Origin of the sequence: Bdellovibrio sp. HCB-162, from assembly GCF_047344985.1 — a bacterium.
Taxonomy (GTDB): Bacteria; Bdellovibrionota; Bdellovibrionia; order Bdellovibrionales; family Bdellovibrionaceae; genus Bdellovibrio.
Map to the genome: position 1 here is coordinate 1,297,380 of NZ_CP178861.1, position 23,666 is coordinate 1,321,045.

Here is a 23,666-nt window from a genome sequence, read left to right on the forward strand (position 1 = left end):
TTCGTAAAATTCGCTAAAGTCCGCCTTTTTGTGTACACTCTCGAATGTGCATATAAACTAGGCAAAATATTTTAAAATTTTTCGAGAAACTTCGGGAATTTCAGGTTATACAAAGGTCCTATGATTCATTTATCAAATATCTCTAAGCAGCACGGAAATAAAATCCTTTACCGCAATGGTTCTTTTCAGATCAATGCCGGTGAAAAAATCGGACTTGTGGGGCCTAACGGTGCCGGTAAGACGACCATCTTCCGCATCATCACAGGAGAAGAAGGCGTTGACGGCGGAACGGTTTCAAAATCGGATCGCACGGTCATTGGTTATTTCTCACAAAACATTGAAGACATGCGCGGCCGTACGGCTTTGGATGAAGTGAAATCATCCGTGGGTAACATCGGTGACATGCAAACTCGCATGCAAGAATGCGAAGCAAAACTTGCAGATCCCGAGCTAGACGCTGATGAGATGACGAAGATTCTTGAAACATACGGCGAGCTTCAGGCGGAGTTTGAACGCCTGGGCGGTTACGATCTTGAATCTCGTGCTGCGGAAATCCTCACCGGTCTTGGAATTGGTCCTGACGATTATCATCGTCCGACAGAAAGTTTTTCCGGCGGTTGGAAAATGCGTATCGCCTTGGCGAAAATTCTTGTTTTGAATCCTGAAGTTTTGCTGATGGACGAGCCGACGAATCACTTGGATGTAGAATCGATCGTGTGGCTTGAAGAATGGCTTTCGAACTACAAGGGCGCAATCCTTATGACAAGCCATGATCGCGATTTTATGAATCGTCTGGTTACAAAAATTGTGGAAATCGCAAATAAAACGATCACTGTCTACGGCGGAAATTATGATTTCTATGAGCGTGAACGTGAAATTCGTAAAGAGCAATTGATCGCAGCTGCAAAACGCCAAGAAGATATGCTGGCAAAAGAAGAAGAGTTCATCGCTCGTTTTGCCGCGCGCGCATCACATGCAGCCCAAGTGCAGTCTCGAGTTAAGAAACTTGAAAAAATTGATCGTATCGAAATTCCACCTGAAGAAGCTGAAATCAAATTTGAGTGGCCTGTTCCTCCACGTGGAGGAGAAGAGGTTGTTAAGTTCGAAGGCTTAGCTAAAATTTGGAAGCGTGATGACGGAAAAGAGAAATTAGTTTTCTCTGGCGCCAATGCTTTGGTGAAACGCATGGACCGCATTGCGGTTGTCGGCGTGAACGGAGCGGGTAAATCCACTTTGTTAAAAATTATTGCAGGCCATGCTGATCCTTCTGAAGGAAAAATGACTTTGGGCGCTTCTATCAACGTGGGCTACTTCAGTCAGAACTCTTTGGACGTCTTAGATCCAAAGGCAACGATCCTGGATGAAGTTCACGCTCGCATTCCCAACGCGGGGTTGGGTTTTGTGCGCAGTCTTTTAGGCGCCTTCAAATTTTCTGGCGAAGAAGCAGAAAAGAAAATTTCCATTTTGTCGGGGGGGGAGAAATCCCGCGTGGTTCTGGCAACAATCTTAGCGCAACCTGTGAATCTGTTGATTCTGGATGAGCCGACGAACCATCTTGATATCAAGTCTCGCGAAGTTCTTTTGGAAGCGATCAAAAATTTTCCGGGCACTGTGATGATCGTAAGCCATGATCGCCATTTCTTGCGTGAAGTGACGACTCGTGTGTTTGAAGTGGATAAAAATCAAATTCGTATCTACGAAGGCGATTACAACTATTACCAACATAAAAAACAAGAGATGGCATGATAAAGAAGAACCTGGATCTGCGAAGTTTTAAAATTCCTTTGGGGAAATTAGCCCCGCAGGAATCCTTTCGCACTCGCCAGGGGGACCTTCTTTCTTATCGTCTTTATCCGGCGTGGTGTGATGACTTGATTGTTCTCTATCACGGCGTCGGAGGTGACAGCCGCTACATGTGCGTTCTCGCTTCAGCGATTGCAAGTGCGGGAATTGCCAATGTGGTGACTCCGGATTTACGTTGTCATGGTGTGAGCCTGGCGCTGTCAGATAAAATTTCTCCGTCACAACTAGAAATCGATCTTGAAGAGTTGTTGATTCATATAAAAATGCAAAGAGCCGTGTCGCGAGTGACCTTAGCAGGGCACTCGATGGGTGGCGGCTTTGTTTTGCGAGTGGCAGTTTCCGAAGTGCGCTCGCAGTTTGCAAAATTTGTGGCGTTGGCACCAAGACTTCCGACGTCTTTGAATGCTTTTTATGAAGACTATGGCGGATGGATCACGCCCGAAGCTGACGGTGGCTTTGGTGTGAATATGGCTGACGTGTTTAAATCCGGTCAGGAAAAACTTCACTACAGTCCTGAATATGTCGCAGCCGTTTCTGCGCCCGATGATGTGTTAATTCGTCTTGAAAAATTAAAACCGAATTTGAGTGTGGTGATTGGCGCTGAGGATGAAGTCGACATTCCTTCTCGCTATGCAGAGCTTTTTTCCTCTATCAATGTGCCCGTGCAAGTTGTTGAGGGGCTCAATCATTTGACTCTTGTCTCAAAACCGGATGCTTATTTGTCTCGTTTTTAAAAATCAGAACATAATTTTTCCCAAGTTGATTGAGAAACATTAAAACCTGCCGCAAAGAGTGGAAAACCACTTGTTTCCTTTAAGCTCGTTAAAAGTCCTGCCGAAGAGTTCTACAGAATAACCAAATATTGAACGTAGGTGGTGGTTATATGAATTCGGAGCTCAGTGCATTTGCTTTGAGGCAGGTGTTGGCTTCTACAGTCGTGGTCGGTCCGATCCTTATCTTGATTGGACTTTGCTATTATCTCTTTAAACAAGATCGCAGAAGTGTGGTGCTGTATCTCGGAGCGGGTGTTGTCTTTACCGTCATAGGAGCCGCGTGCCTCTATGTGGAGTTTAAAACTGAAGTGCCTGAGGAAGCTGCGGGTGAAAAGCAGGCGGAGTCCCTGGCTGTCGAACCCGCCCGAAAATAAATTACTTCGTTTTGATCTCAGTCCAGGAATCTTCAAAGAGCTTGTTGTGCTCTCCTAAGTCGTGAATGCGCTCCATTTTTTTCAGAGTGCTGTCAGGAGGGAAGAGAGCTTGGTTGTTTTGAAGTTCTTTAGGAAGTTTTCCCTGAGTGCCTTTTAAAACGGGGCCACCTAAAACAGTTTTGACCTTATTGATCTCGGCATTTTCGCTCAATAAAAAATTAATCAACTGATGAGCCGCCTCAGGATGTTTTGCGCCCTTTACAATAATCAAATTGTCGATGGCAAACGTCGTTCCTTCATCGGGAATAATATACTCAATTTTCCCTGGAGATTTCACGGCCGCTTGCAGAGCATCCGAAGAGTAAGCTTGAGCCGCAGCGACTTCTTTGTTGTTTAAAATATCAATCGTGTCGGAAGAGAACATTTTAATATTTTTCTTCGCCGTCAAAAGAGTGTTCTTCGCCTTTTGAATTTCGTCGGCGTTGTTTGTGTTCACGCTGTAACCATGAAGCTTTAAAGCCGCGCCCATGGTTTCACGAACGTCATCCAAAAGAGCAAACTTCCCTTTGAGCTGTGGATTTTCCAGAAGATCCTTCCAGCTATGAACTGCGCCCTTGTAAAGTTCACGATTGACCGCAATGCCCACGGTAGTCCAAGTGTACGGCAGGGAAAACTGGTTTTCCGGATCGAAGTTTTGTTTCAAAAATTCAGTGGAGACTAAGTTTTTATTGGGAATGAGCTCGGCTTTCAATGGTTCAAGCAGGTTCATTTTGCGCATGATATCGACCATGTAGTCCGAAGGAACTGCGACGTCGATGCCCGAAGAACCCATTTGGATTTTCGCCAAAAGCTCTTCATTTGAGGAATAGTTGGAAATATTGATCTTAATGCCGGTCTCTTTTTCAAACTGAGCCTGCATTTCCGGGGAAAGGTAATTGCCCCAAATCGATAAATTGACTTCCTTTTTGTCGTAGCTGACCTGTTCCTTTTTCGTGCAAGCCGAAAGAAGCCCACAAAGAATCAGTCCGATCATCAATATTCTCGACATTTTTTTATTTCCTTCTTATTGTTAAGCAGATGTTAGAACTTCTGAATATCGGTAAAAGTTTTTCCAGTCAAACAGCGTTGAAGGGAGTCAATCTCTGCATCGCTGAAGGGGAGTTTTTCTCTCTGCTGGGACCCAGTGGCTGTGGCAAAACGACGCTTTTGCGCATCATTGCGGGACTGGAAAGTGCGACTCACGGACAAATTCTTTTGGATGGCCAAAGAGTCGATCATCTGCCGGCCCAGAAGCGTCCTTTCAATATGGTGTTTCAGCGCTATGCTTTATTTCCGCATCTGACAGTCGGTGAAAATATCGCCTATGGTTTAAAAATCAAAAATCTTTCCAAAGATCAGATCGAAGCCAAGGTCGCTGAAGTGCTTGCTTTGGTGGATATGGCGGAATTCGGTGATCGTAAGCCTGAAACACTGTCGGGCGGACAGTCCCAGCGAGTGGCCGTTGCGAGAGCCCTGGTCAATGAACCACGAGTTCTTCTTTTAGATGAACCGCTGTCGGCTTTAGATCAAAAAATGCGTGAGCACATGCAAAAAGAGTTGCGCGCTCTACAAAGAAAATTAGGCCTGACTTTTATCTGTGTTACGCACGATCAAGAAGAAGCTCTGGCGTTGTCCGATCGTATCGGGATTATGAGCCACGGTCTTTTGGAGCAGGTGAGCTCGCCGCGGGAGATTTACGAAAATCCTGAAACGATTTTTGCGGCTCAGTTTATTGAATCGACAAGCTTGCTTAAAGGGGAGCTTATCGAAGTGAGTGAAGATCTGGCCACCATTCGTTTGGGAGATGGCAGTTTAATCAAAGGAAAAGTCAATATTCCGCCGGATCAAGTTGTACTCGGCATGAGTTTGGAAGCTTATGTACGGAAAGCCATGATGTTTGGAGAACGCGGGAAATGAGACTCCGCGATGTCTTTCTTCTTCCGGCTCTTTTATGGTTTTTAGTTTTTATCCTCGCGCCTTTAATGATTGTTGTGGGCGTGAGCTTTGCCACTCGCGGAACCTATGGTGGCATTGAATGGCTTTTTGCTTTTGAAAACTACCTTCGCGCTTTTTCTGAAACCTATGCCGGTATTTTGTTTGAAAGTTTAAAGCTGGCGGCGCTGACGACCTTCATTTGTTTGGTGTTGGGAGTTTTGATTTCCTGGGCCATGGCGACGGCAGATTCTTCTGCTAGACGCTTGTATGTTTTGGCGATGGCTCTTCCTTTTTTAACTAATCTGGTGATTCGCGTTTACGCCATTCGTGTTTTTGTCGGTGTCGATGGCCCTCTGCAGGTTTTTTTGCAGTTCTTAGGTGTGCCATTTGATCCATTTGCTCTGACTCAAAACAAGTTTCTTGTCTTGTATGGAATGGTGACGACTTATTTGCCATTCATGGTTTTGCCTCTTTATGGAGCTTTTGAAAAATTTGATTTTAATTTAGTTGAAGCGGCCCAAGATTTAGGCGCGGGCCCTTGGAAGATTTTATTTTCGGTGATTTTACCTAACTTAAAGAAGGCTCTTTGGAGTGGCGCTTTATTGGTGTTTATTCCTTCTTTAGGTGAATACGTGATTCCTGATTTGTTGGGTGGCGCTAAGAATATGCTTTATGGAAATCTTATCACTGAACAATTTTTAAAATCCCGAGATTGGCCCTTTGGTTCAGCTCTTTCTGTTGTGATGATGGTGATCTTAGTAGGACTTGTTCTTGTGATGCACAGACGGCGCGGGAAGGTGTCATGAAGAACGAACGTTCTCGCCCTAACGCCCCTCTTGCGGCTCGTATCGTTTTATGGATGACGCTGTTATTTTTGTATTTGCCCATTGCCGTGATGATTTTAGGTGCGGTCTTCGTTCGGGAAAATGAACAGATTCATGCGACTTTGAAATGGTTTGTGGAGGTTCTTAACGACGAAGCTTTAATGGGTGCGCTTCGGAATAGTTTCGTTGTCGGACTTTGTGCAAGTGTTCTCTCAACGGTGATCGGAACCGCTGGAGCATTGGGACTGCGCCACAATAAACGTGCGTGGACGTGGGCCGTGGAAGGTCTTTCCGTTGTCTCTTTGATTTTTCCTGAGATCGTTTTTGCACTGTCACTTCTTTCTTGGTTCTTTATTCTAAAAATGGAATTGGGATTAACGACAGTCGTTCTCGCCCACGTGAGTTTTTCGGTGTCGTATGTGATGATGACCGTGAGCTCTCGCTTAGCGACCTTGGATGCTTCCTTTGAAGACGCCGCTCGTGATCTGGGCGCGAATGAATGGCAGATTCAAAAAACGGTGGTGCTTCCGCTTTTAGCTCCAGCTATTTTGGGTGGTTTTATTTTAAGTTTTCTTCTTTCTTTTGATGATTTTCTCATCACGTATTTTGTGAATGGCGTGGGACAAGATACTTTGCCCGTAAAACTTTATACCGCGATGAAGTTGGGAGTCAGTCCTAAGCTCAATGCGCTTTCAAGCATGATGTTTTTAATGACTCTGTCAGCGTTGATTTTCTTCTTCCGTTCTTCAGCTTTCCGTGTTCTCTTTGAAGAGAATCGGGGGAAGAATGGATCAAGCGCAGAAGAAAAAAATCTTTAGTTGGGCGTTGTACGACTGGGCAAACAGTGCTTACTCCACAACGGTCATGGCCGGATTCTTTCCCATCTTTTTTAAAAAATATTGGAGTGACGGGGCGGATGCGATCGTCACAACCGCTCGTCTGGGAACGGTGATTTCCATTTCAAGTTTAATCATTGCTCTTCTTAGTCCGACCTTAGGAGTCGTTGCTGACTTAAAAGGTTTTAAAAAACTTTTTTGTCTTCTGTTCACTTTTGTCGGTGTTGTGGCCTGTGCGTGGATGGGATTTATTCCGATGGGTGACTGGTGGGCCGCGATGCTTGCTTATGGAATTGCGATGATGGCGTTTAACGCGAGCAGCGTGTTTTACGACTCGCTTCTTCCTTATGTCGCAGACGGGGCACAAATGGATTATGCCTCTTCGTTGGGATATTCACTGGGATATCTTGGCGGCGGTGTTTTATTTTTGATCAATGTGTTGATGTATCTCTTCCCGGCGTTCTTTGGTCTTGCAGATGGCGTGATCGCTATCAAAATTTCATTTGTGATGGTGGCCGTGTGGTGGATGGGATTCTCGTTGCCTCTGGCGAGAAATGTTCCGGAACCGCACGTACAGGCCAACAATCACAACATCATAAGGCTCACTCTAGAAAGTCTTCGCACCTTAAAGAGAACTCTCAAGGCCCTTTTGCTTGAGAGAAATCTTTTGATTTTCATGATCGCGTACTGGCTTTATATCGACGGCGTGTACACGGTGATGACAATGGCTGTGGATTATGGAATCGCCATCGGCTTTGAAGCAAAAGACTTAATTGCGGCTCTTTTAATCACCCAGTTCATTGGTTTTCCTTGCGCTTATTATTTTGGAACCGTGACGAAAAAATGGGGAACAAAAGCGCCGATTCTTCTTTGCATTGTCATGTATGCAATCACGGTCATCCTGGCGACAAGAATGTCTCAAGCATGGCATTTTTATTTATTGGCCACTGTGATCGGTATGTTCCAAGGTGGTGTTCAATCTTTAAGTCGTTCTATGTTTGGTCGAATGATTCGTAAGGAAGAAAGTGGCGAGTACTTTGGATTGTTCAACCTGGTAGGGCGTTTTGCTTCGATCTTAGGTCCCATGGTGGTCGCTGTAGGAGTGACGGTCACCGGCGACTCTCGTCTAGGCATGATGGGTTTACTGATCTTGTTTGTCAGCGGGGGTCTGATGTTAGCTCTTGTTAAGGAGCCTGCTGTTCACTCGTGATGAGGATTTGAGGGATCTTCTTGTTGTTCAGCGATGATCTGTTTGGCTTTTTTGCCCGTGATTCCCATCCACTCTGGTAAGAACACAGCAATCGCCACAAAGACCATTGTTACAACGATAAAAAAGATGCCCATAGCGATGACGATGCTCATGAATCCTCCAAAAGAGTGTATCTTTTCTAGTATAAATGGGCTCAAAAGGGAATGCAAAATTTAGTATTGGACTTTGAACAGGGAAAACGACATAACCCTCCGATATGACTTACAATCCTCGCGATCATTATTTTAGAAAAGCCAAGCAAGAAAACTTTGCCGCGCGCTCTGTTTTTAAACTCGAAGAGATCGACAAAAAGTACAAACTCTTTAAACCGGGGCAAACAGTTTTGGATTTAGGAGCTTCTCCCGGCTCGTGGTCACAGTATGCTTCAAAGAGTGTGGGAGATAAAGGTCGCGTGCTTGGCGTTGATCTTAGTCCCGTGACAGTGAAGCTTAATAACGCCGTTTTTATTCAAGCCGATTTACGTGATTTGAATCTGGAAGACATCTTTAAAGAACATGGCTTTGTGCCGCCTTTTGATCTTGTTCTTTCTGATATGGCCCCAAAGACCACCGGCATTCGTATGACAGATCAAGCACGCTCGATGGAGCTTTGTGAGTTGGCGTTGGATGTGGCTCGCCGTTTTCTAAAAAAGGACGGCCACTTTGTTTGCAAACTGTTTCACAGCGATGATTTTTCAAAACTTCGCGATGAGATTAAAAAGACATTCCATAAATGTGAGGCTGTAAAACCAGACTCAACACGTAAAATTTCCAAAGAAATCTTCCTCGTCGGCATCGGAAAAAAATGATTCGTATTATTTTTCAGAACGATTTTTTCGTCATCTGTGACAAAGAAAGTGGTGTGCTTTCGACACCGAGTCGTCATGAAGAAAACGATAAGCGGTGTTGTTTAGGCACTGCTTTGCAAGATTCTTTAAAGCAGCAAATCTATCCGATTCACCGTTTGGACTTCGAAGTTTCAGGTCTAGTGATGTATGCAAAGACGCCTGAAGCTCATCGCAAAGCCAATGCTTGGTTTGAACACAAACAAGTTCAAAAAACTTACAGAGCACTGACAACGGCGCAAGATTATTCCCACATTCCCGCCAATGTTCCTAACCAAAAAATGGCGATTTCACTTACACAGCCGGGTTTAAAATTTGAATGGAAATCGCGCATTCTCCGAGGGAAAAAGCGCGCTTACGAGAGTGCGCAAGGTAAAGACAGTTTAACTCTTGCAGATTACTTAGGAGTGAATGAACAGGGATATTTGATGTGGGATCTACAGCCTGTCACGGGTCGTTCACACCAACTGCGTTTTGATCTCAGTCGTCATGGTTTTCCCATTCTTGGTGATAAACTGTATGGATCAAAAGTTGATTGGGGAGTGGATCGGATCGCACTTCGTGCTTATAAAATTGATTTTTCCAGTGCGCCTGGAGCAGCAGCTTTAGGACTTCCAAGTGATGTCACTTTGACATCACTTTAGTGCGAAAAAATATTTTTCGAAAATTTTCTTTCATCGTTTTTGAGCCTCGCAAAATGTCATGTATGAGAGCGCATACAAAAATAAAGTTGCGTGATTTGGTTTCATCGTTCTAAATGAAGAAATGAACAGAGATTCGTTTTCACAATATCGTTCAGAGGTGAGTGAAGTTATGGACTACATTCGCCATATCTTCAAAGCTCTTCGTGTTTCATCAAGTCAGTTTGAGAAAGAATTGGGTCTTAGTGCCGCTCAGATTTTCGTTCTGAAAAAGCTCAAAGAAGAACCGGGTCTTTCGATAAACGATCTGGCTTTAAGAACAACGACACATCAAAGCTCCGTATCTGTTGTCGTAAAAAAATTAGAAGAGCAAGGCTTAGTGTCGCGTGCGATCTCTAAAGAAGATTCACGCCGTGTCGTTGTGTCCCTCACCCAGGACGGGGAGCGCAAGCTGAGTGAGATCCCTCGTACGGTGCAGGAGCAGATGATTGATTCTCTTCAGAAAATGAATCCAGAAAAAACGGCGACACTGGCGATGTTGATGAAAGAGTTCGTCAATCAGGCGGGCATTGTAGAAAATGCCGCAGCTCCGATGATGGAAAATAAATAATCAAATTTCTCTTTTGATTTGATCTAAGTAGGTTTTGATGAAGGCGACACGATGTTCGCCTTCTTTTTTTGCCGTCTCCGTATTGAGATGATCCACCAATTTAAAAATTTTCTGATAGAAGTGATCAATGCCAAAACTTTTATCATCCAGATTTCGTGATTCTGCCCACGGATCTTCTTCTGCATAAAACGGACGGCTCATCAAAGTTGACGTCGCAAAACAGCGGGCAATGCCAATCGCACCAAGACTGTCCAAGCGATCCGCATCTTGCACGATCTTCGCTTCGAGCGTTTGTGGCTTGATGTTCGCACTGTAACTGTGAGCTTCAATCGCGTGACGAATGCCTTCAAAATATTTTTCGGGATAACCGACAGACTTTAGATACTCAATCGCCGCTTCTGCTGAAAGTTGAGAAGCATAAGGACGGCGCGGATCTCCCTTTGGAACATTGATGTAGTCATGAAAGAACGCCGCAGGCATCACGATATTCCAATCGCCATGTTCAGCCATGCACAGGTTTTTTGCTGTGCTAACGACGCGCTGGATGTGCAGATAATCATGGGCGGGATCCGAGTGTGGATACAGCACACGGGCTTTATTGCTAAAAAGCTCGTACCATTTTTTCTCTTCGGTGTGAGGGACGTTTTTGGTTTTTTCCATGACGTTATTTTAGGCTTACTATTCAGGCTCTGGCAAATTGATCAAAGACTCTCTGCCGGGAGCTTCCCAGAGTTCAATTTTATTGCCTTCTGGATCGTAAATCCACGCAAAGCGTCCATCCTCACTCACTTCGAGGTGGTCTTCAATGCGGACACCCTTGTCGGCCAATCGCGAAATCAATTCTGCAAGGTCTTTGACTTGAAAATTGAGATCGTTCGGTGGATTGGAAGGCGTGAAGCGACGGGTGTTATAAGGCGAAACATTAGGCACAACGAAAACGCCTTCTTTATTTAAGGTGAGTCCTAAATTGTCTTTATACCAACGATACAGCTTTTCGGGGTCTTTCGCTTTTAGTTCCATAACCTAGTGTGCCCCGAGGTTAAAAATCCGCGCAAGTTATTTGCTGGCAGGCTGACGAAGAACCTTGCACCAATCAAGGTGTTGCTTTGTTCCACCATCATAGGAATAAGCAAGATTGTTCTTTAGCAAAATGTCTTTAAGAGAGCGTCCGTCCACCATGACATCAGCAAGGATGCGGAAATATTTATCACGCTGTACGTTGTGCAGCTCTACAGTTTTGGCATTTTTCAAAGTCGTGGCGACAAGATTTCTGGCAATGCGACCCGCTTCTTTTTCACAACGATTCTTGGTCTTTACTTCCGGCGTATCAATTCCATAAACACGCACAGAAATATTTTTTCCAATCAAAGCCGGAACATCAGGAATATTGACCGTCAGAGTGTCACCATCATAATTCTTTAAAACTTTCACGCAGCGAAAAGTCGTATCATCGTGAACGCAATTCGTAGACGAGGATTCAGTGCGAGCTTGGGTGCTTTCGGTGCACGCTGTGAAAAGAAAAACCAAAGGAAGAATAAAACGCAGGTGTTGATTCATGCGTTTATTTTAGATTGTCCTTTGGCATATTGGCAAAGGGCTTCCGAAGAAGCCCTTTGCGTCAATCTAAGGGGAGAAGTTGAAAGAAGCCTGAAGACTTGAAATGCGAGACTGCGAACGTATTTTCTTGGATAGCATGCTGTCTTTGACGGCATTTTTCTCTAAGAACTTTTTAATATCCTCGGGCTTCCACGATTTATCCGACTGAATCATTAAGGAAGCTGCAAGTCCGCTCACCCAGGCGGTGGCTTGTGAGGTGCCTGTCATATATCCGTAGCGTCCACCAGGGAGAGCTGAAAGAATATGGTTACCAGGGGCCACAATGTCGACGGACTTCGCACCGTAGTTGCTGCTCGCAAGAAGGCGTTTGCGTGCATCCATCGCTGCGACAGAAATAATATTGCTCAATCGGTAGCCCGCTGGATAGTAGCCGACGCGGTCGGTATTGCGCCCTTCATTTCCCGCCGCTGCAACAAAAAGAATTCCCTGTCTTTGTGCATCGCGGATAGCAGCTTCCTCCAGCGGGCTTCGTACGTCGCCACCACCTGAGTAGTTAATAATATCGGCCTTCATTTTCGTCGCATAACGAATGGCCTTCACTGTATTTAAGAGATTGTCGTCCCCTGACTTCTCTGGATCGTAATATTTTAAAATCATAAACTTCACACGATGAGACTTGGCCTTTTGCAGAATGATGCCCGCGATGTGAGTGCCATGTCCGTGGTTGTCGGAAATGTCATTATTATTAGAAACAAAATTCCATCCATGGAGGTCTTCGGCATATCCATTGCCATCATTATCTAAAGCATTTTCTTTTTCCTTGGGATTCACCCAAAGATGTTTTTTTATCAAAGGATGATTCACATCAACGCCCGTATCGATGATCGCGACAACGATGTCGCGAGTTTCCTGTGCGAATGAAGTCACAGGAGAAAGAGTTGTTAGTAAAAGAGGAAATAATATTTTGGGATGTAGTGCTCTTGTCTTCATGACAAAGACACAAAGCAAGGGGAGGGCCAGGGTCGCAGCAAGTTTAAAACGAATTCGGCCGGAAAATCGCTGCGAGTGTTCAGAAATCTCTAAACATAAAAAAAGCCCGAACGAATGTTCAGGCTTTTCTGGTCACTAAAACTTCATTTACGAGTGTCTAAACTTTTGACACTTTCCCTCTAGGCGACACGCTTCATCGCAGGTCCTTTAGAGATTGTATATTTGTTGCGGCCTGTTTGCTTAGATTCATACAAAGCCTCGTCAGCGCGCTTATACCAACTGTCAGCACCTTCGTTTTTCGTGATTTCTGCAATACCCATAGAGACCGTAAAACGAATCTCGAGCTTCTCGTGCACGAAGACTTCTTTACGAATCCGGTTCATAGCTTCTTCAGCCATGCGGATCGCGGCCTCTGTGTTGCAGCCTGGAAGAATCACGGCGAATTCTTCACCTCCCAGACGGGCGATAAAGTCCTCTTCACGGGAAAAGCTTTCTTGCAGCAAGCGCACACACTCTTGCAAGACAAAGTCGCCAATATCATGCCCATAGGCATCGTTGATTTTTTTAAAGAAATCAATGTCCAAGAGGAGCAACGTCATCGGGTCGCCGTCAATATCGTGAAGTTGTAAATAACGGCGCACTTGTTCATCGTAACTCTTACGGTTGTGAGCTCCGGTTAAATGGTCACGGCGCATGGTTTGGTTGGCTTCCATCAATTGCTTTTTCACGGTTGTGAGATTCTTTTTGATGGATTCCATACGTTTTGAACGGCGCTCATTGTTGACGTTCTGATGCTTTAAATAAAAGTTAATAAACTCACGGGAACGTGCGCGCAGCTCTTCGATAGAGTTGGACTCTACAGCCTCACGCAACTGTTCGAGGCTTTGATTGATGTCACCCTGCGAGGAGTCTTCGATATGGGCTTCTTCGCTCAGGTGATCGGCAAAATCCCAGATGATCCGTTTAAAATCATCAAAAGTATTTTGTACATAAGTGTATTCATCAATGCGGTAGCTTGAAATAAACTGGCGGATTTTAAAAAGCGCCTTTTCTACTTCCTCTGCATCGGATTGCACCAGTTCTTTGGCAAACGTGTCTAACTTTGCACGAACTTTACGGACCTGGTGATTTTGAATTTCAAATAGATGTTTGTTGTAGACATCTAAGATGTAGAGCAAAGTTGCACGGTCCTCGCTTAGCGAAGGTGCCTGAGGTGCTTCCTTACCGTTGGAGGGTGTGCCCCAGTCCATATCAAACTGCTCAACAAGTTTTTTCACCCATTGTTTCAAGTGCTGCCTCCTACTTACGTAGCGTAAACAAATCCAGTATTCTCATCGGAATTTGGACGGTCCTAATCAAGATATCCGCTTAAAAATTCTCACAACTGTGTCTCATCTTGAAACATCCGACAAAGATGCAACAGGAATTGTTGTTTTTCTGCATAACTTCCGCACACGACCTGCGGGACTTTCTGATTGACACTACAATGAAGGTTCAACAAGGAGAATCCCATGGCGGTAAGTGCAAAGACCAGTGGTCCCGATTTCTCTAAGGGCATTTCTGAAGAATCCTTGAAAGACGGCGAGAGTCTTTTAGGTCATGTCGGAGAGGAACCGGTTTTGTTGGTGCGCCAGGAAGGGCAATTTTATGCCGTCGGAGCGAAGTGCTCGCACTATGGTGGACCGTTAAACGAGGGCCTTATTGTCGGAGATACGGTGCACTGTCCTTGGCATCATGCTTGTTTTGATTTAAAGACCGGGGAAGTTTTAAAAGCTCCAGCCTTAAATCCGATCGCGGCCTGGCACGTGGAGGTGCGAGATGAAAAAATTTTCGTTGTTGATAAAAAAGCTCCAGTCGTTAAGCCGAGAGAAAACACCGCTTCACAAAAGTTTGTGATTGTCGGCGGAGGTGCCGCAGGCGCGGCCGCGGCTGTGATGTTACGTCGTCATGGTTTTCAAGGAACGATCCAGCTTATTAGCGAAGATAAATCTTTGCCCTATGACCGACCTAATTTATCAAAAGATTTTTTGGCGGGAAATGCACCAGAAGATTGGCTTCCTCTTTATTCTGAAGAATTCTACAAAGAAAATAAAATTCACGTCGAACTGAAAGTGCGGGTAGAGAAAATAGATCCTCATCGACAAACTCTTCTTTTATCCAATAGCAAAACTTTGAAATATGACCGCTGCCTGATAGCGACAGGAGGTAGTCCTGTCATTCCACCAATTCCGGGAGTTGAAAAAGATCACGTGTATATGCTTCGATCTTTGGTGGATTGTCGTCGTATTATTGCGCGCACCTCGTGGGCTTCAAAAGTTGTTCTTGTCGGTGCTGGCTTCATTGGTCTTGAGGTCGCAGCCTCTTTAAGAATGCGCAATATGGAAGTTCACGTTATAGCTCCGGAAGAAATGCCCTTGCTTAAGGCCGTCGGTGTTCATGTGGGAAGTTTTTTAAAGAAACTCCATGAAAAACATGGCGTGCATTTTCATCTGGGCCACACGGTGAAAGAAATCCGGGATCGCAGTGTCGTTTTAGACGAAGGTCAAACGATTCCTTGCGATTTTGTGATTGTGGGAACGGGTATTAAACCCAACACGGCCCTGGCTGAGAAGGCGGGGTGTAAAATAGATCACGGTGTTTTGGTCAACGAGTACTTAGAAACCAGTGTGCCCGGAATTTTTGCCGCCGGTGATATCGCTCGTTGGCCCGATCCCCGCAGTCAAAGACCCATCCGTGTTGAACACTGGGAGGTGGCCGAGCGGCAGGGCCAAATCGCGGCTTTGAATATGTTAGGCGATCGGGTGCGCTTTCAAGATGTGCCCTTCTTCTGGACACAACACTATGACGTGACCCTCAATTATGTAGGATTCTCGGATCGCTTTGATCGCATGGATGTGATGGGCGATATGGACAAAGAAAATTTCGCGGTGGCTTATTATGAAGACCAACGAATTGCTTCTTTTTTAACCGTAGGACGTGATAAGGAAAACTTATTGGTGGAAGAGGGACTTGCGCATTTAGATGACGACAAAGTCCACGAAATTATCCGAAAATTCGAGCACCGTTTTGAAGCACGCTAGTTTCCGGACTTAGAAAGTTTATTGATCCAATTGTTTGGAAAAAAGCTTGAGTAATTTAATTCTTTCTCACAGACATTGGTGGCTGCAACCAGCGGCTGCCATTCTTTTTGACCTTCATAACGAACTGGAATCATCAAATCAACCTGCAAGACCTCAGGATCTTTCTTGGCCCACTCACAAGCATTCTGCGCCAGACGCCAAAAGACCATCGAATCACAATGAGTGCGCGTGATAAGCCATGGTGGTTGCAAAGGCAGTTCTTCTTTTTCTTGATTCTTTTTCCAGATCGACAGATGCGGTTGGCACTGCACGCGGCCGTCATACATGATCATCGCATACATGCGGCCTTCGCCTGTCATCGCAGCATCACCCGGAATAAAATATTGAGGAAGTTGCAATGCCACAAAAATCACTAAAAGAACTTTTGCGACCCTTGGTTTAAGCACAAGTTTAAACGTGTCTTTAATTCTGAGAGGCGGAGCTAAAGGACGGGTGATAAGAAGAATTCCTAAAAGTAAGAGCATCACCGATGGATAAAAGAACCGTGTGAGATGCCATGAATATAAGTGGAATACCGTAAGCTGGATAAATAAAAAGTAAAACCAAAAATTTTTTCGTGCAAACAAAAGAAAGATCAATCCCAGTTCCAGAACCAAAACATACCACACGCCGATTCTTGTAAGAAACGGCGGAATCAAAAGGTCATTGATTGCAGCTCCGCTGAGCCAATTCGTATCAATTTTTAAAAGACCCGCCGTAAAATAGATAACAAAAAAAGTGAAGGGGAGGGAATACGCTCTTTGTGGAATAAGCAGGAATACAAGTGTGATGAGTGTTGGGAGATAATGATAATTCCCTGTCAGTCTATAATCCTGCAAAATAATTATATTTTTAATGACAAGAAGAGTCCACAAAAGTGGAATGGCGACGCGGTATTTACGAAGAGCCCAAAATAAAACCGATGCAAGAGCCAAAATTAGATAAAATCCAAGAACTCCGTTGAGAATTTCGGAACTTGGTTTTAATTTTTCACACGCATCCATAAGCGGCCAGCAAATAGACGGCGTGGAGGGCGACAAAATCCAGTGCAGGGGTTTTTCTGTCATCCAGAAAATAAAAGTCAGAATATGTTCAAGACTAAGAAGAACTCCGACACCAGCCAATGCCGGATATTTTTTTAATTCGGTGATGAGGTTTTTCATTCTTGCTCCCTCATCCCAAGGCTTAAAGCGACGTTTTTAGAAAATGGCAGCTGAGTGTCTTTATCAAAGAGAGCTCCATCGAGTCTTGCGCCGTAAAGCAAGGCCTTGGATAAATCCGTTCCTCGCAAGTTTGCATTGCGAAGATCGGCAAAACTTAAATGCGCTTTCGACAGATTTTTGTGTGAAAGATTTTGATTTTTTAAAATAATAAACGGAGCGAAGAGTCTTTCTTGCAGAATGATTTCGGAAGCCGGGAATTGCGGCTCGACACCGGGATTTAATACAGGAAAAAGAGGCGTAAAAACTTGGTCTTGAGATGGAAAACTTAATGAATTGATTTTAGGTTTTGGAAAAAGACGCTGACCCCAGGGGGTCAGCTGACTTAGAAAAACTATAATTAAGATAGATCCGTAATAAAAACCAAGACGCTTCATTCCTAGAATCCGTCACCATCACCGTCGCAAGATCCGCCCGTGGAGTACGTACCGACTCCGACGATACTTCCATTCATACATTGAGAAAGAGTCGCAGTGCTGCAACCGGTTGATGAAACGTAAACACGGCCATGAGGAGTGCCTCCGCAAGCAGCACCTGCTGCGACGGCAACGTTATTAACAGCAGTAATACGGCCTGTAGAATCGACGTAGAATTGTGGGATGTAAGTCGTACTACCATACCAACCAGCACCGACCCCGGTATTTCCCAACCAGATAGAAACGGAACCTGAAGAACCGCCACCACCGAGTCCGTTACTGACGGAAATATTTGTGATTGTACCGCCCGAGTTATTATCCGCTTGTCCAATCCACTGAGAGCCATCCCATTTCAAAACTTGACCCACTCCAGGAGCGGCACTTGAAACGTTGCGACCTTGCAGGCGTTGCACAACAGTGGAGCTTTGGCCTCCAGCAACGTCACCGGAAAGTGCGCCGTAGAATCCAGCCGCATTGCCTGGAATATTTCCGGTTACTTTTGCTCCCGAGACAGAGGCGATTTTAGCATCGGTCACATTACCGTCGGCAATTTTAATCGTAGTCACATTTCCATCCGCGATTTTCGCGGTCGTCACGTTGCCATCAGCGATCTTAGCCGTAGTCACGTTGGAGTCTGCGATTTTTGCCGTCGTTACAGCACTGTCTGCGATTTTCGCAGTTGTTACATTGGCATCGGCAATTTTGGCAGTCGTGATATTGCTATCTGCAATTTTCGCCGTTGTGACTGCGCTGTTTGCCAAGTCCACAGTGGCGATAGAACCATCGAGGATTTTTGCCGAAGTAATAGCGGAATCGACAATTTTGTTTGTACTGACCGCACCATTGGCAATCTTATTAAACGTAATTGCACCATCGGCAATTTTTGAATTTGTTACTGAAAGGTCAATGATCTTACTAGTGCTCACAGACTCATCAGCCAATTTTTCCGTAGTGATGGCGTTATCCATAATTTTTGCGCCAGTTACAGAATTACTAGCTAAATCGGCAGTACCAATAGATCCATCTTCAATATTTGACGAACCTACAGAGGTATTTCCTGTCACGACATCCTGCCACTGTCCACCAATAGAAACTTGAACAGTTTGTGAAGTTTCATCATAGCGCATAAGACCATCACGGACGGGAGCTGCGGCAGTTCCATCCGAAGAAGGAATGCCGATAGCACCTGTTGTTGGTGTACCTGCGCTTGGATTTAGTAAAGAAAGAAGACCATCAAAGTTTGAAGGCAAGAATAAAACCTCAGCACGTTCCTGAGTGACATTGGCAGATTTAGAAATAAAGTCCGCTGCTTTTTTACCTTCCAAAGCCACAGCATTTTCGGATTCCATCGCATAAGGAACAGAGCGCATGCTGAAATCAGGCGACAAAGCTACAGTCTCAGTACCTACTGTGAAAGAAACGCGCACTTTACGAGTGTCTCCCGCTTGCGGTGTATAACTGTTGTATCCAGAAGCACACTTTGTAAGGCCGGTAAGAGCACCCGTGTTTTTAAGAACTTTATGGACAGGAAGACTGTGACCGACATTCACGACAGAACTTCCAGCTTCAGAAGCTCCCAGAACGAAATTGATCACACCCTTGCTATTGTTCATATTCACAACGCGCTCTTCTTCGAAAAGCACGCACGATTCCGCGCCGGGTGAAAGAACTTTGATATTAAAGGTGACATGCGAGTCTTCAAGCGGAAGACCGTCAGGTTGGATGATACGACCTTGAACTGTTAAACCTTGGGGAACTTCAGAGAAAGAGACTTGCGCGAAGGCAGGTCCTGTCAGGGAAAGAACAGCCAAAATTACCAAAGTTCTTTTAATTGAGAAGTTCATACGTGTTCCTTTTAATATACGTTCAAGTAAGGACTCTCACACTTTTCTACCTATCTTATCGGGTAATCTTGAGGATTTATAAATAGTCGTTGTTAAAAATTACTAAAAGTGAATAAAAAGCGTTTTGAAATGAGACGGATTATTGGCGAGAAGATTCCTTGATGTTTTTACGGCAGTCTGGCGTAAGCTCTGCGACCTTTTCTTTTAAGCATCCAAAAAAGTGACTTTGCTTGGGACAGAACTTAGCGATGTCCGTTGAACAGGCTTTGCGAAAGGCGTCTTGGACGGTTTTCACTTGATTGAAGCATGCTCGAGAAAGCTGATCCTTCTTGCTTCTGAGGCAAGCCAAAGGATGTTCTGCAAGAAAGCGATTCTGAGTGCAGAGTTGCTCATATTCGTCGCCACAATCAGGTGTATCTTTGAGAAGTGTTCTTTTTACTTCTTCAGGTCGAAGAGGTTTTCTAGCATCGTAGTGTGGATCAAATTCTTTTGGAACGGTGTATGCTGAAAGATCAGCCAAAGGCGGTGCTTGTGTAGGAGCAACAGCTTCCACTTTCGGAGGCGGGGGAATCGGTTGCTTCGAAGGTGCAATTTGAATAGGACCACTTGCAACGGGAAGAGGCTGTGATTGGATTTGCGGTTGCGGTATTTGTTGAGGAGCCTGCGCTGTATTGTTTTGAGTCAAACGCACGGCGATCAGTGCCGAAGACACAGATATAAAAACAGTTCCAATAATAAGGAGAAGGACGTTCCGAGTGTTCATATCTATATATATTGTCGGAGACTTCTTTTAGTTACTTAAGGTCTTGAATATGAGTCGGCATCGCAGCCCATTTAAGAAATCTCATAAACTTTCCGATAAATAGAGGTGATGGAGGCAGTCATGAATCGGTACGTCTTGGCACTGCTTATGGCAACATTCATGTTTTTAACGGGTTGTGGACTTGAAGCGAGCCTTGAAGATCTTGCGGGCCTGTCTTCGCCAAAACTTCCGCCTGGTATTGAACTTCCGAAAAGACCTGTCGCAGGTGTGGTAACTGATCCGGAAAAATCTGATTTTTTAAATACGGAAATTTTAGTGGGATCACACGGAGTCGCTGACGGCGAGACGATTTTGCAAATTGTTGTGCGTCTGATGAATTCAGATAACACCGTGGTCGCGGGATACGTTCCCGAATACAGTATTACAAACGGCACTGGTGTTATCAAAGGCGCGTGTACGGCCAGTGATAACTTCGGTGTGTCGATTTGCTCTTTACGTTCGACTGACTCTGGAATTAAAACGGTTCGTTTGGAAAATACCGCCGACTTCCACCCTGAAAAAGATGTGGTGTTTGATGCTCCCGTCAAAGAGACAACGACGATTGGAAGTTCCGGTGGGGACGTTCAAGAGGTTTCAAATCCGCGTGGCTGGCGCATGACTGCGACTGTCGGTACTCAATATGACAAAGTCGTCACAAGCAAAAACGGATACCAATTGCGTGTAGGACCTGTAGGTTCTGTTACTGAGTAAGAACCAGAAGTCCGTCCTTTCCCGAAGTCGCTAAGAACAAATGACCATTATAATAAACTGGAGAGCTTGAAAACGTGCTTTCCAGTTTTATTTTTTGGAGAACTGTTCCTGTTGCGAGATCGTGAACGCAAAGAGCTTTGTCTTCGCACAAAAAAATCACGGCTTCCTGCTGACGATAAGAAAGAATCAAAGGACTTGCCTGCGCTCGGGCATTACGGTCTTCAATTTTGGAAGTCCAAAGAATTTGGCCGGATTCTGAATTTAAAACGAAATTTTTTTTGTAGCCGGTGATAGCAAGACGTTTTCCATCAGCACTGAGTGAAGGGCAACTCATGCCACCGTCATCCAAAGCCGTTTTCCAGCGAAGAACTCCTGAGGCACTATCAAGAGCATAAAAGAAACCGTCCCACGAAACGAAGTAAGCTTTGTCCTTGTGAATTAAAGCGGCACATTTAATGTCGTCTTTAGTTTGAAAGGACCAAAGATTTTTTCCGGTAGAAAGTTCGTAAGCTTGCATTTGTCCGGTGTTTGAGCCTAGCAGAATTTGTTTGTGAAGAAGATCCAAGGCTGGGGAAGAGTGCGGATGATTTCCAATCAATGGAGAAGTCCAGAGCCAATTTCCACTCTTGGCATCAATCGCTAAGAGATAACCGTTCGGATCCGCCAACTCCACTCCAACATATAAGTGACCTTCGTGCATAAAAGGAGAAGAACCTATTGTGACCCCTGTTTTTGTGATCCAGCGAATTTTTCCGGTTTGTTTGTTGAGACCGTAGAAATAACCTGCATAGTCACCTATATAAATGCTGTCGCTGTCAGTGAGAGGTGTTGAGTGAAACCCGCGAGAGCTAACGTCATTATAAAATTGCCAAAGAAGTTTTCCATTCCAATCATAGGCACGTAAGTATCCCGTGTCGTCTGCGATATAAAATCCGGAGTCGTCGACGGCTGGAGAACTTTTACTTGCGCGATGGATGCCGTTATTTAGCTTGGCCACTTTCCATTTTATTTGAAAAGGATAAAAGCGATCGGATGTTGTTACAGAAGCGACGCCTAAGCGCTCGGGTCCGCCTCGGTAGGTGGACACAGCCTTTTTATTCTCTTCCGTGCTTAATTCGTATTGAAGAGTGGACCCTTTCACAGGCGTTTTTAACTTTTCAAAGTGAAGATCTTTTTCCAATAAAGGAAGAGTTTTGACTTCCGCCCGAATCAAAAGTCCGACAATTAATAATGAATAAAGACTTAAAAGAATTTTTTTATTCATAAAAACTCCGTCCATAAAATCGAGGCCGGGTTTTTATTGCATATATCTTTAACAAAGAGCCTTGTATCAAGTTTATCGGTTGTCGTTCGGCGCGATTGAAGCCAGAAATCAAATTTTTCTGTTGGATCTTTACAAACAGATTTAATCTGAGAAAGAAAAACCAGAGGATCACATTGCGTTCTTGTCGAGGGCGCCTTAACAAAAGGATCGTAAACCTCTTCAGATCCGTTTTGATGGCGGACCAAAAGGGTTTCACATTCAACTCGTGCATCCAGCATATTTAAAGATAAAATTCTTGGGGCCCCGGTTGTTGCGGGATCTTGAAAGGCAATACTCGGGATTACTTGCAGCAAGATTAAAACTGAACACAAGATGACGGTACTTTTATTCTTTAATGTGGATGAATCTAAATAAGCTTCCCAGTTTTCCTTAAAAAGAGGAATAAGGGCAAAAAGGCCGAGAAGCAAAAACATTGTTAGAGGATAGAAGTAACCTACGATGTGCCATGAGAAGATGTGAAACAAAAGGAACTGCACAAAAACACCACTGCGGATCCATTTGTTATGGCTAAAAAGACCTAAAACAAAGACGCATTCCAAAAGAACCGCATAAGCAAGACTGAAATGCTGAAGTTGAGAAGGTAAAAAACTAGGGGAAATGAGCGCTACACCCGACAACCATTCGGGATCAAATTTTAAAATTCCCGCTCCCCAATAAAATATGCCGATAAAAAACGGAATGATGACTTTTTTACGAGGGAAGAAAAGAAACGCAAGATGAGTGAAAAAACTCATGTAGTGATAATTTCCCATCAACCCATAAGAAAGGCTTGTGAAGAATACTTTCAGGAGTAAAAGGAAAATGAGCCCGACATAACCAAGACGGATCTTTCCCAAAAAGAAAAGCGCGGCCGTTGCAATACCCATCATGGCGTAGACTTCAAGGAAATACGCTGCTCCCAAGGAATTTGTGAACCGAAGGGTGTCACAAAAAGGAACCATAGGCCAACAAAGGGGTGAAGAAATTTCGGAGGCTTTAATGACCAAATCCAAAGATCGATCCGTCCAAAAGTAAGCGGTCAAAACGTGGGTGAGAGCGAGAAGTCCGCCGTAGATCTGTAAAGCTTTAGAGTTTAGAATTTCTTGGAACTGTCGACGAAAGTAAGTTCTCATGGTGAATCCTTGACGACAAAGTTCCATTTTTTGAGTTGTTCTGGAGTAACTGTTTTTGCGGTAGCCAAATCCACGCTGCAATTTACACAAGCTGTGGAAACAAAATCGGCGCGACTTAGATCGGAACGCACGAAGCGAACATTTTTTAGAGTGCTTGCTAGGAAGTGAACACCATCTAAATAACAATCTTCAAAAAGCACGTCTTGAAGTAAGCAATGCGCGCACTTCACTCCGGCTAAATCAGAGCTTATGAACTGAACAAAAGAAAGATCTGCCTTTGAGATCCGCGTTCCCGTGAGACGAGATTGCAGCCAGTTTGTATTTTTGATGGAAATCTGAAACCAGGTGTTCTGCGAAAAGGAGCTGTCATTAAAGTCGGCGTTGATGATTTGTGCGAAAGCCAAGGGCTGTTCAGAAAACTCCATTTTGTTATTCTTTTGGCCACTCAGGGGCGAAGCACTCAACGAAAGTCCTAAGGAAGTTCGCGGAGTAATCACGGAAGTAATGAGGACGATCCCAATAAAAGCCAAAAGTCTCATGATGAGACGATCATGACAGTTTTTTCTCGAGGAAACAATCCAGTTTTTTCGTGAAATTCCGATAAGTATCAATGTGATGCTTGCACGTACTATTTTGTTTATCA

26 protein-coding genes are annotated in these 23,666 nt (G+C 44.5%); 12 read left to right on the forward strand and 14 right to left on the reverse strand.

What is annotated here, in order from left to right; genetic code table 11:
- Positions 1 to 120: 120 nt before the first annotated feature.
- The 3 genes from ACLSSO_RS06345 (at position 121) to ACLSSO_RS06355 (ending at position 2,950) form a co-directional block, all read left to right on the forward strand.
- Positions 121 to 1,746 (forward strand): ABC-F family ATP-binding cassette domain-containing protein, encoded by a 1,626-nt coding sequence (locus ACLSSO_RS06345; RefSeq protein WP_413944402.1) that lies wholly within the window; start codon positions 121 to 123, stop codon positions 1,744 to 1,746.
- Positions 1,743 to 2,537 (forward strand): alpha/beta fold hydrolase, encoded by a 795-nt coding sequence (locus ACLSSO_RS06350; RefSeq protein ID WP_413944403.1) that lies wholly within the window; start codon positions 1,743 to 1,745, stop codon positions 2,535 to 2,537. Before ACLSSO_RS06345 ends, ACLSSO_RS06350 begins: the two co-directional genes overlap by 4 nt.
- A 149-nt stretch (positions 2,538 to 2,686) precedes the next feature.
- A complete protein-coding gene (locus ACLSSO_RS06355) occupies positions 2,687 to 2,950 on the forward strand; it encodes a hypothetical protein (RefSeq protein ID WP_413944404.1) in 264 nt (87 codons plus the stop codon).
- 1 nt (position 2,951) lies between these two features.
- On the opposite strand, the gene ACLSSO_RS06360 is transcribed toward ACLSSO_RS06355, so the two are convergent.
- Positions 2,952 to 3,998 carry a spermidine/putrescine ABC transporter substrate-binding protein gene (locus tag ACLSSO_RS06360; RefSeq protein WP_413944405.1) on the reverse strand — a complete coding sequence of 349 codons (1,047 nt, stop codon included), beginning with the start codon at positions 3,996 to 3,998 and terminating at the stop codon, positions 2,952 to 2,954.
- 29 nt (positions 3,999 to 4,027) lie between these two features.
- Between ACLSSO_RS06360 and ACLSSO_RS06365 the strand changes: the two genes are divergently transcribed.
- Genes ACLSSO_RS06365 through ACLSSO_RS06380 form a run of 4 tightly spaced genes read left to right on the forward strand, consistent with a single transcriptional unit; the run spans position 4,028 to position 7,794 of the window.
- Positions 4,028 to 4,906 carry an ABC transporter ATP-binding protein gene (locus ACLSSO_RS06365; RefSeq protein WP_413944406.1) on the forward strand — a complete coding sequence of 293 codons (879 nt, stop codon included), beginning with the start codon at positions 4,028 to 4,030 and terminating at the stop codon, positions 4,904 to 4,906.
- On the forward strand, positions 4,903 to 5,730 hold the full coding sequence (locus tag ACLSSO_RS06370; protein WP_413944407.1) for an ABC transporter permease: 828 nt from the start codon (positions 4,903 to 4,905) through the stop codon (positions 5,728 to 5,730). Before ACLSSO_RS06365 ends, ACLSSO_RS06370 begins: the two co-directional genes overlap by 4 nt.
- Positions 5,727 to 6,566: an ABC transporter permease gene (locus ACLSSO_RS06375; RefSeq protein WP_413944408.1), complete on the forward strand. Its 840-nt coding sequence runs from the start codon at positions 5,727 to 5,729 to the stop codon at positions 6,564 to 6,566. Before ACLSSO_RS06370 ends, ACLSSO_RS06375 begins: the two co-directional genes overlap by 4 nt.
- Positions 6,535 to 7,794 carry an MFS transporter gene (locus ACLSSO_RS06380; protein ID WP_413944409.1) on the forward strand — a complete coding sequence of 420 codons (1,260 nt, stop codon included), beginning with the start codon at positions 6,535 to 6,537 and terminating at the stop codon, positions 7,792 to 7,794. Before ACLSSO_RS06375 ends, ACLSSO_RS06380 begins: the two co-directional genes overlap by 32 nt.
- On the opposite strand, the gene ACLSSO_RS06385 is transcribed toward ACLSSO_RS06380, so the two are convergent.
- The gene (locus ACLSSO_RS06385; RefSeq protein ID WP_413944410.1) at positions 7,785 to 7,946 is read right to left on the reverse strand and encodes a hypothetical protein; all 162 of its coding nucleotides are present in this window, start codon (positions 7,944 to 7,946) and stop codon (positions 7,785 to 7,787) included. The genes ACLSSO_RS06380 and ACLSSO_RS06385 overlap by 10 nt on opposite strands.
- Positions 7,947 to 8,050: 104 nt before the next feature.
- Between ACLSSO_RS06385 and ACLSSO_RS06390 the strand changes: the two genes are divergently transcribed.
- The 3 genes from ACLSSO_RS06390 to ACLSSO_RS06400 all read left to right on the forward strand — a co-directional run bounded on the left by ACLSSO_RS06390 (position 8,051) and on the right by ACLSSO_RS06400 (position 9,928).
- On the forward strand, positions 8,051 to 8,641 hold the full coding sequence (locus ACLSSO_RS06390; RefSeq protein ID WP_295899621.1) for an RlmE family RNA methyltransferase: 591 nt from the start codon (positions 8,051 to 8,053) through the stop codon (positions 8,639 to 8,641).
- Positions 8,638 to 9,321, forward strand: coding sequence for an RluA family pseudouridine synthase (locus tag ACLSSO_RS06395; protein ID WP_295899618.1), 684 nt, complete (start codon positions 8,638 to 8,640; stop codon positions 9,319 to 9,321). Before ACLSSO_RS06390 ends, ACLSSO_RS06395 begins: the two co-directional genes overlap by 4 nt.
- A 121-nt stretch (positions 9,322 to 9,442) precedes the next feature.
- On the forward strand, positions 9,443 to 9,928 hold the full coding sequence (locus ACLSSO_RS06400; RefSeq protein ID WP_295899616.1) for a MarR family winged helix-turn-helix transcriptional regulator: 486 nt from the start codon (positions 9,443 to 9,445) through the stop codon (positions 9,926 to 9,928).
- Here the strand turns inward: ACLSSO_RS06400 and ACLSSO_RS06405 are convergent, their stop codons facing one another.
- From ACLSSO_RS06405 to ACLSSO_RS06425, 5 genes are all read right to left on the reverse strand, one after another.
- Complete coding sequence (locus ACLSSO_RS06405) at positions 9,929 to 10,588, reverse strand: HD domain-containing protein (RefSeq protein WP_295899614.1); 660 nt, start codon at positions 10,586 to 10,588, stop codon at positions 9,929 to 9,931.
- An 18-nt stretch (positions 10,589 to 10,606) separates the two neighbouring features.
- Complete coding sequence (locus ACLSSO_RS06410) at positions 10,607 to 10,948, reverse strand: VOC family protein (RefSeq protein WP_295899610.1); 342 nt, start codon at positions 10,946 to 10,948, stop codon at positions 10,607 to 10,609.
- Positions 10,949 to 10,984: 36 nt separating this feature from the next.
- On the reverse strand, positions 10,985 to 11,485 hold the full coding sequence (locus ACLSSO_RS06415; protein ID WP_295899607.1) for a thermonuclease family protein: 501 nt from the start codon (positions 11,483 to 11,485) through the stop codon (positions 10,985 to 10,987).
- A gap of 66 nt (positions 11,486 to 11,551) precedes the next feature.
- Positions 11,552 to 12,475: a S8 family peptidase gene (locus ACLSSO_RS06420; RefSeq protein ID WP_295899604.1), complete on the reverse strand. Its 924-nt coding sequence runs from the start codon at positions 12,473 to 12,475 to the stop codon at positions 11,552 to 11,554.
- 179 nt (positions 12,476 to 12,654) lie between these two features.
- Entirely contained in the window at positions 12,655 to 13,764 is a 1,110-nt protein-coding gene (locus ACLSSO_RS06425; protein ID WP_295899602.1) for a sensor domain-containing diguanylate cyclase, read from the reverse strand.
- 222 nt (positions 13,765 to 13,986) lie between these two features.
- On the opposite strand from ACLSSO_RS06425, the gene ACLSSO_RS06430 reads away from it, so the two are divergent.
- Positions 13,987 to 15,555 carry an FAD-dependent oxidoreductase gene (locus ACLSSO_RS06430; RefSeq protein ID WP_413944411.1) on the forward strand — a complete coding sequence of 523 codons (1,569 nt, stop codon included), beginning with the start codon at positions 13,987 to 13,989 and terminating at the stop codon, positions 15,553 to 15,555.
- Here ACLSSO_RS06430 and ACLSSO_RS06435 read toward each other — a convergent pair.
- The 4 genes from ACLSSO_RS06435 to ACLSSO_RS06450 all read right to left on the reverse strand — a co-directional run bounded on the left by ACLSSO_RS06435 (position 15,552) and on the right by ACLSSO_RS06450 (position 19,837).
- Positions 15,552 to 16,757 (reverse strand): hypothetical protein, encoded by a 1,206-nt coding sequence (locus ACLSSO_RS06435; RefSeq protein ID WP_413944412.1) that lies wholly within the window; start codon positions 16,755 to 16,757, stop codon positions 15,552 to 15,554. The two genes, ACLSSO_RS06430 and ACLSSO_RS06435, sit on opposite strands and share 4 nt — an antisense overlap.
- Positions 16,754 to 17,191, reverse strand: coding sequence for a pentapeptide repeat-containing protein (locus tag ACLSSO_RS06440; RefSeq protein WP_413944413.1), 438 nt, complete (start codon positions 17,189 to 17,191; stop codon positions 16,754 to 16,756). The genes ACLSSO_RS06435 and ACLSSO_RS06440 overlap by 4 nt, the downstream gene beginning before the upstream one ends.
- A 2-nt stretch (positions 17,192 to 17,193) precedes the next feature.
- A complete protein-coding gene (locus ACLSSO_RS06445) occupies positions 17,194 to 19,074 on the reverse strand; it encodes a hypothetical protein (RefSeq protein WP_295899578.1) in 1,881 nt (626 codons plus the stop codon).
- A gap of 139 nt (positions 19,075 to 19,213) precedes the next feature.
- Positions 19,214 to 19,837: a hypothetical protein gene (locus ACLSSO_RS06450; RefSeq protein ID WP_413944414.1), complete on the reverse strand. Its 624-nt coding sequence runs from the start codon at positions 19,835 to 19,837 to the stop codon at positions 19,214 to 19,216.
- A 120-nt stretch (positions 19,838 to 19,957) separates the two neighbouring features.
- On the opposite strand from ACLSSO_RS06450, the gene ACLSSO_RS06455 reads away from it, so the two are divergent.
- Entirely contained in the window at positions 19,958 to 20,587 is a 630-nt protein-coding gene (locus ACLSSO_RS06455) for a hypothetical protein (RefSeq protein ID WP_413944415.1), read from the forward strand.
- On the opposite strand, the gene ACLSSO_RS06460 is transcribed toward ACLSSO_RS06455, so the two are convergent.
- From ACLSSO_RS06460 to ACLSSO_RS06470, 3 genes are read right to left on the reverse strand one after another with little or no spacing between them, the layout of a single operon-like run.
- Positions 20,577 to 21,851: a PQQ-like beta-propeller repeat protein gene (locus tag ACLSSO_RS06460; protein WP_295899569.1), complete on the reverse strand. Its 1,275-nt coding sequence runs from the start codon at positions 21,849 to 21,851 to the stop codon at positions 20,577 to 20,579. The two genes, ACLSSO_RS06455 and ACLSSO_RS06460, sit on opposite strands and share 11 nt — an antisense overlap.
- Positions 21,848 to 23,023 (reverse strand): hypothetical protein, encoded by a 1,176-nt coding sequence (locus ACLSSO_RS06465; protein ID WP_413944416.1) that lies wholly within the window; start codon positions 23,021 to 23,023, stop codon positions 21,848 to 21,850. Before ACLSSO_RS06465 ends, ACLSSO_RS06460 begins: the two co-directional genes overlap by 4 nt.
- Complete coding sequence (locus tag ACLSSO_RS06470) at positions 23,020 to 23,562, reverse strand: pentapeptide repeat-containing protein (RefSeq protein WP_295899563.1); 543 nt, start codon at positions 23,560 to 23,562, stop codon at positions 23,020 to 23,022. Before ACLSSO_RS06470 ends, ACLSSO_RS06465 begins: the two co-directional genes overlap by 4 nt.
- Positions 23,563 to 23,666: the final 104 nt, after the last annotated feature.

Bases quoted from the DNA above. Each gene is read 5' to 3' on its own strand.
- ACLSSO_RS06450 (WP_413944414.1), bottom strand. From the start codon at position 19,837: ATGAACACTCGGAACGTCCTTCTCCTTATTATTGGAACTGTTTTTATA.
- ACLSSO_RS06415 (WP_295899607.1), bottom strand. From the start codon at position 11,485: ATGAATCAACACCTGCGTTTTATTCTTCCTTTGGTTTTTCTTTTCACA.
- ACLSSO_RS06365 (WP_413944406.1), top strand. From the start codon at position 4,028: ATGTTAGAACTTCTGAATATCGGTAAAAGTTTTTCCAGTCAAACAGCG.
- ACLSSO_RS06355 (WP_413944404.1), top strand. From the start codon at position 2,687: ATGAATTCGGAGCTCAGTGCATTTGCTTTGAGGCAGGTGTTGGCTTCT.
- ACLSSO_RS06445 (WP_295899578.1), bottom strand. From the start codon at position 19,074: ATGAACTTCTCAATTAAAAGAACTTTGGTAATTTTGGCTGTTCTTTCC.
- ACLSSO_RS06395 (WP_295899618.1), top strand. From the start codon at position 8,638: ATGATTCGTATTATTTTTCAGAACGATTTTTTCGTCATCTGTGACAAA.
- ACLSSO_RS06380 (WP_413944409.1), top strand. From the start codon at position 6,535: ATGGATCAAGCGCAGAAGAAAAAAATCTTTAGTTGGGCGTTGTACGAC.
- ACLSSO_RS06410 (WP_295899610.1), bottom strand. From the start codon at position 10,948: ATGGAACTAAAAGCGAAAGACCCCGAAAAGCTGTATCGTTGGTATAAA.
- ACLSSO_RS06385 (WP_413944410.1), bottom strand. From the start codon at position 7,946: ATGAGCATCGTCATCGCTATGGGCATCTTTTTTATCGTTGTAACAATG.
- ACLSSO_RS06390 (WP_295899621.1), top strand. From the start codon at position 8,051: ATGACTTACAATCCTCGCGATCATTATTTTAGAAAAGCCAAGCAAGAA.
- ACLSSO_RS06430 (WP_413944411.1), top strand. From the start codon at position 13,987: ATGGCGGTAAGTGCAAAGACCAGTGGTCCCGATTTCTCTAAGGGCATT.
- ACLSSO_RS06460 (WP_295899569.1), bottom strand. From the start codon at position 21,851: ATGAATAAAAAAATTCTTTTAAGTCTTTATTCATTATTAATTGTCGGA.
- ACLSSO_RS06435 (WP_413944412.1), bottom strand. From the start codon at position 16,757: ATGAAAAACCTCATCACCGAATTAAAAAAATATCCGGCATTGGCTGGT.
- ACLSSO_RS06405 (WP_295899614.1), bottom strand. From the start codon at position 10,588: ATGGAAAAAACCAAAAACGTCCCTCACACCGAAGAGAAAAAATGGTAC.
- ACLSSO_RS06470 (WP_295899563.1), bottom strand. From the start codon at position 23,562: ATGAGACTTTTGGCTTTTATTGGGATCGTCCTCATTACTTCCGTGATT.
- ACLSSO_RS06350 (WP_413944403.1), top strand. From the start codon at position 1,743: ATGATAAAGAAGAACCTGGATCTGCGAAGTTTTAAAATTCCTTTGGGG.
- ACLSSO_RS06370 (WP_413944407.1), top strand. From the start codon at position 4,903: ATGAGACTCCGCGATGTCTTTCTTCTTCCGGCTCTTTTATGGTTTTTA.
- ACLSSO_RS06375 (WP_413944408.1), top strand. From the start codon at position 5,727: ATGAAGAACGAACGTTCTCGCCCTAACGCCCCTCTTGCGGCTCGTATC.
- ACLSSO_RS06360 (WP_413944405.1), bottom strand. From the start codon at position 3,998: ATGTCGAGAATATTGATGATCGGACTGATTCTTTGTGGGCTTCTTTCG.
- ACLSSO_RS06345 (WP_413944402.1), top strand. From the start codon at position 121: ATGATTCATTTATCAAATATCTCTAAGCAGCACGGAAATAAAATCCTT.
- ACLSSO_RS06420 (WP_295899604.1), bottom strand. From the start codon at position 12,475: ATGAAGACAAGAGCACTACATCCCAAAATATTATTTCCTCTTTTACTA.
- ACLSSO_RS06400 (WP_295899616.1), top strand. From the start codon at position 9,443: ATGAACAGAGATTCGTTTTCACAATATCGTTCAGAGGTGAGTGAAGTT.
- ACLSSO_RS06455 (WP_413944415.1), top strand. From the start codon at position 19,958: ATGAATCGGTACGTCTTGGCACTGCTTATGGCAACATTCATGTTTTTA.
- ACLSSO_RS06440 (WP_413944413.1), bottom strand. From the start codon at position 17,191: ATGAAGCGTCTTGGTTTTTATTACGGATCTATCTTAATTATAGTTTTT.
- ACLSSO_RS06465 (WP_413944416.1), bottom strand. From the start codon at position 23,023: ATGAGAACTTACTTTCGTCGACAGTTCCAAGAAATTCTAAACTCTAAA.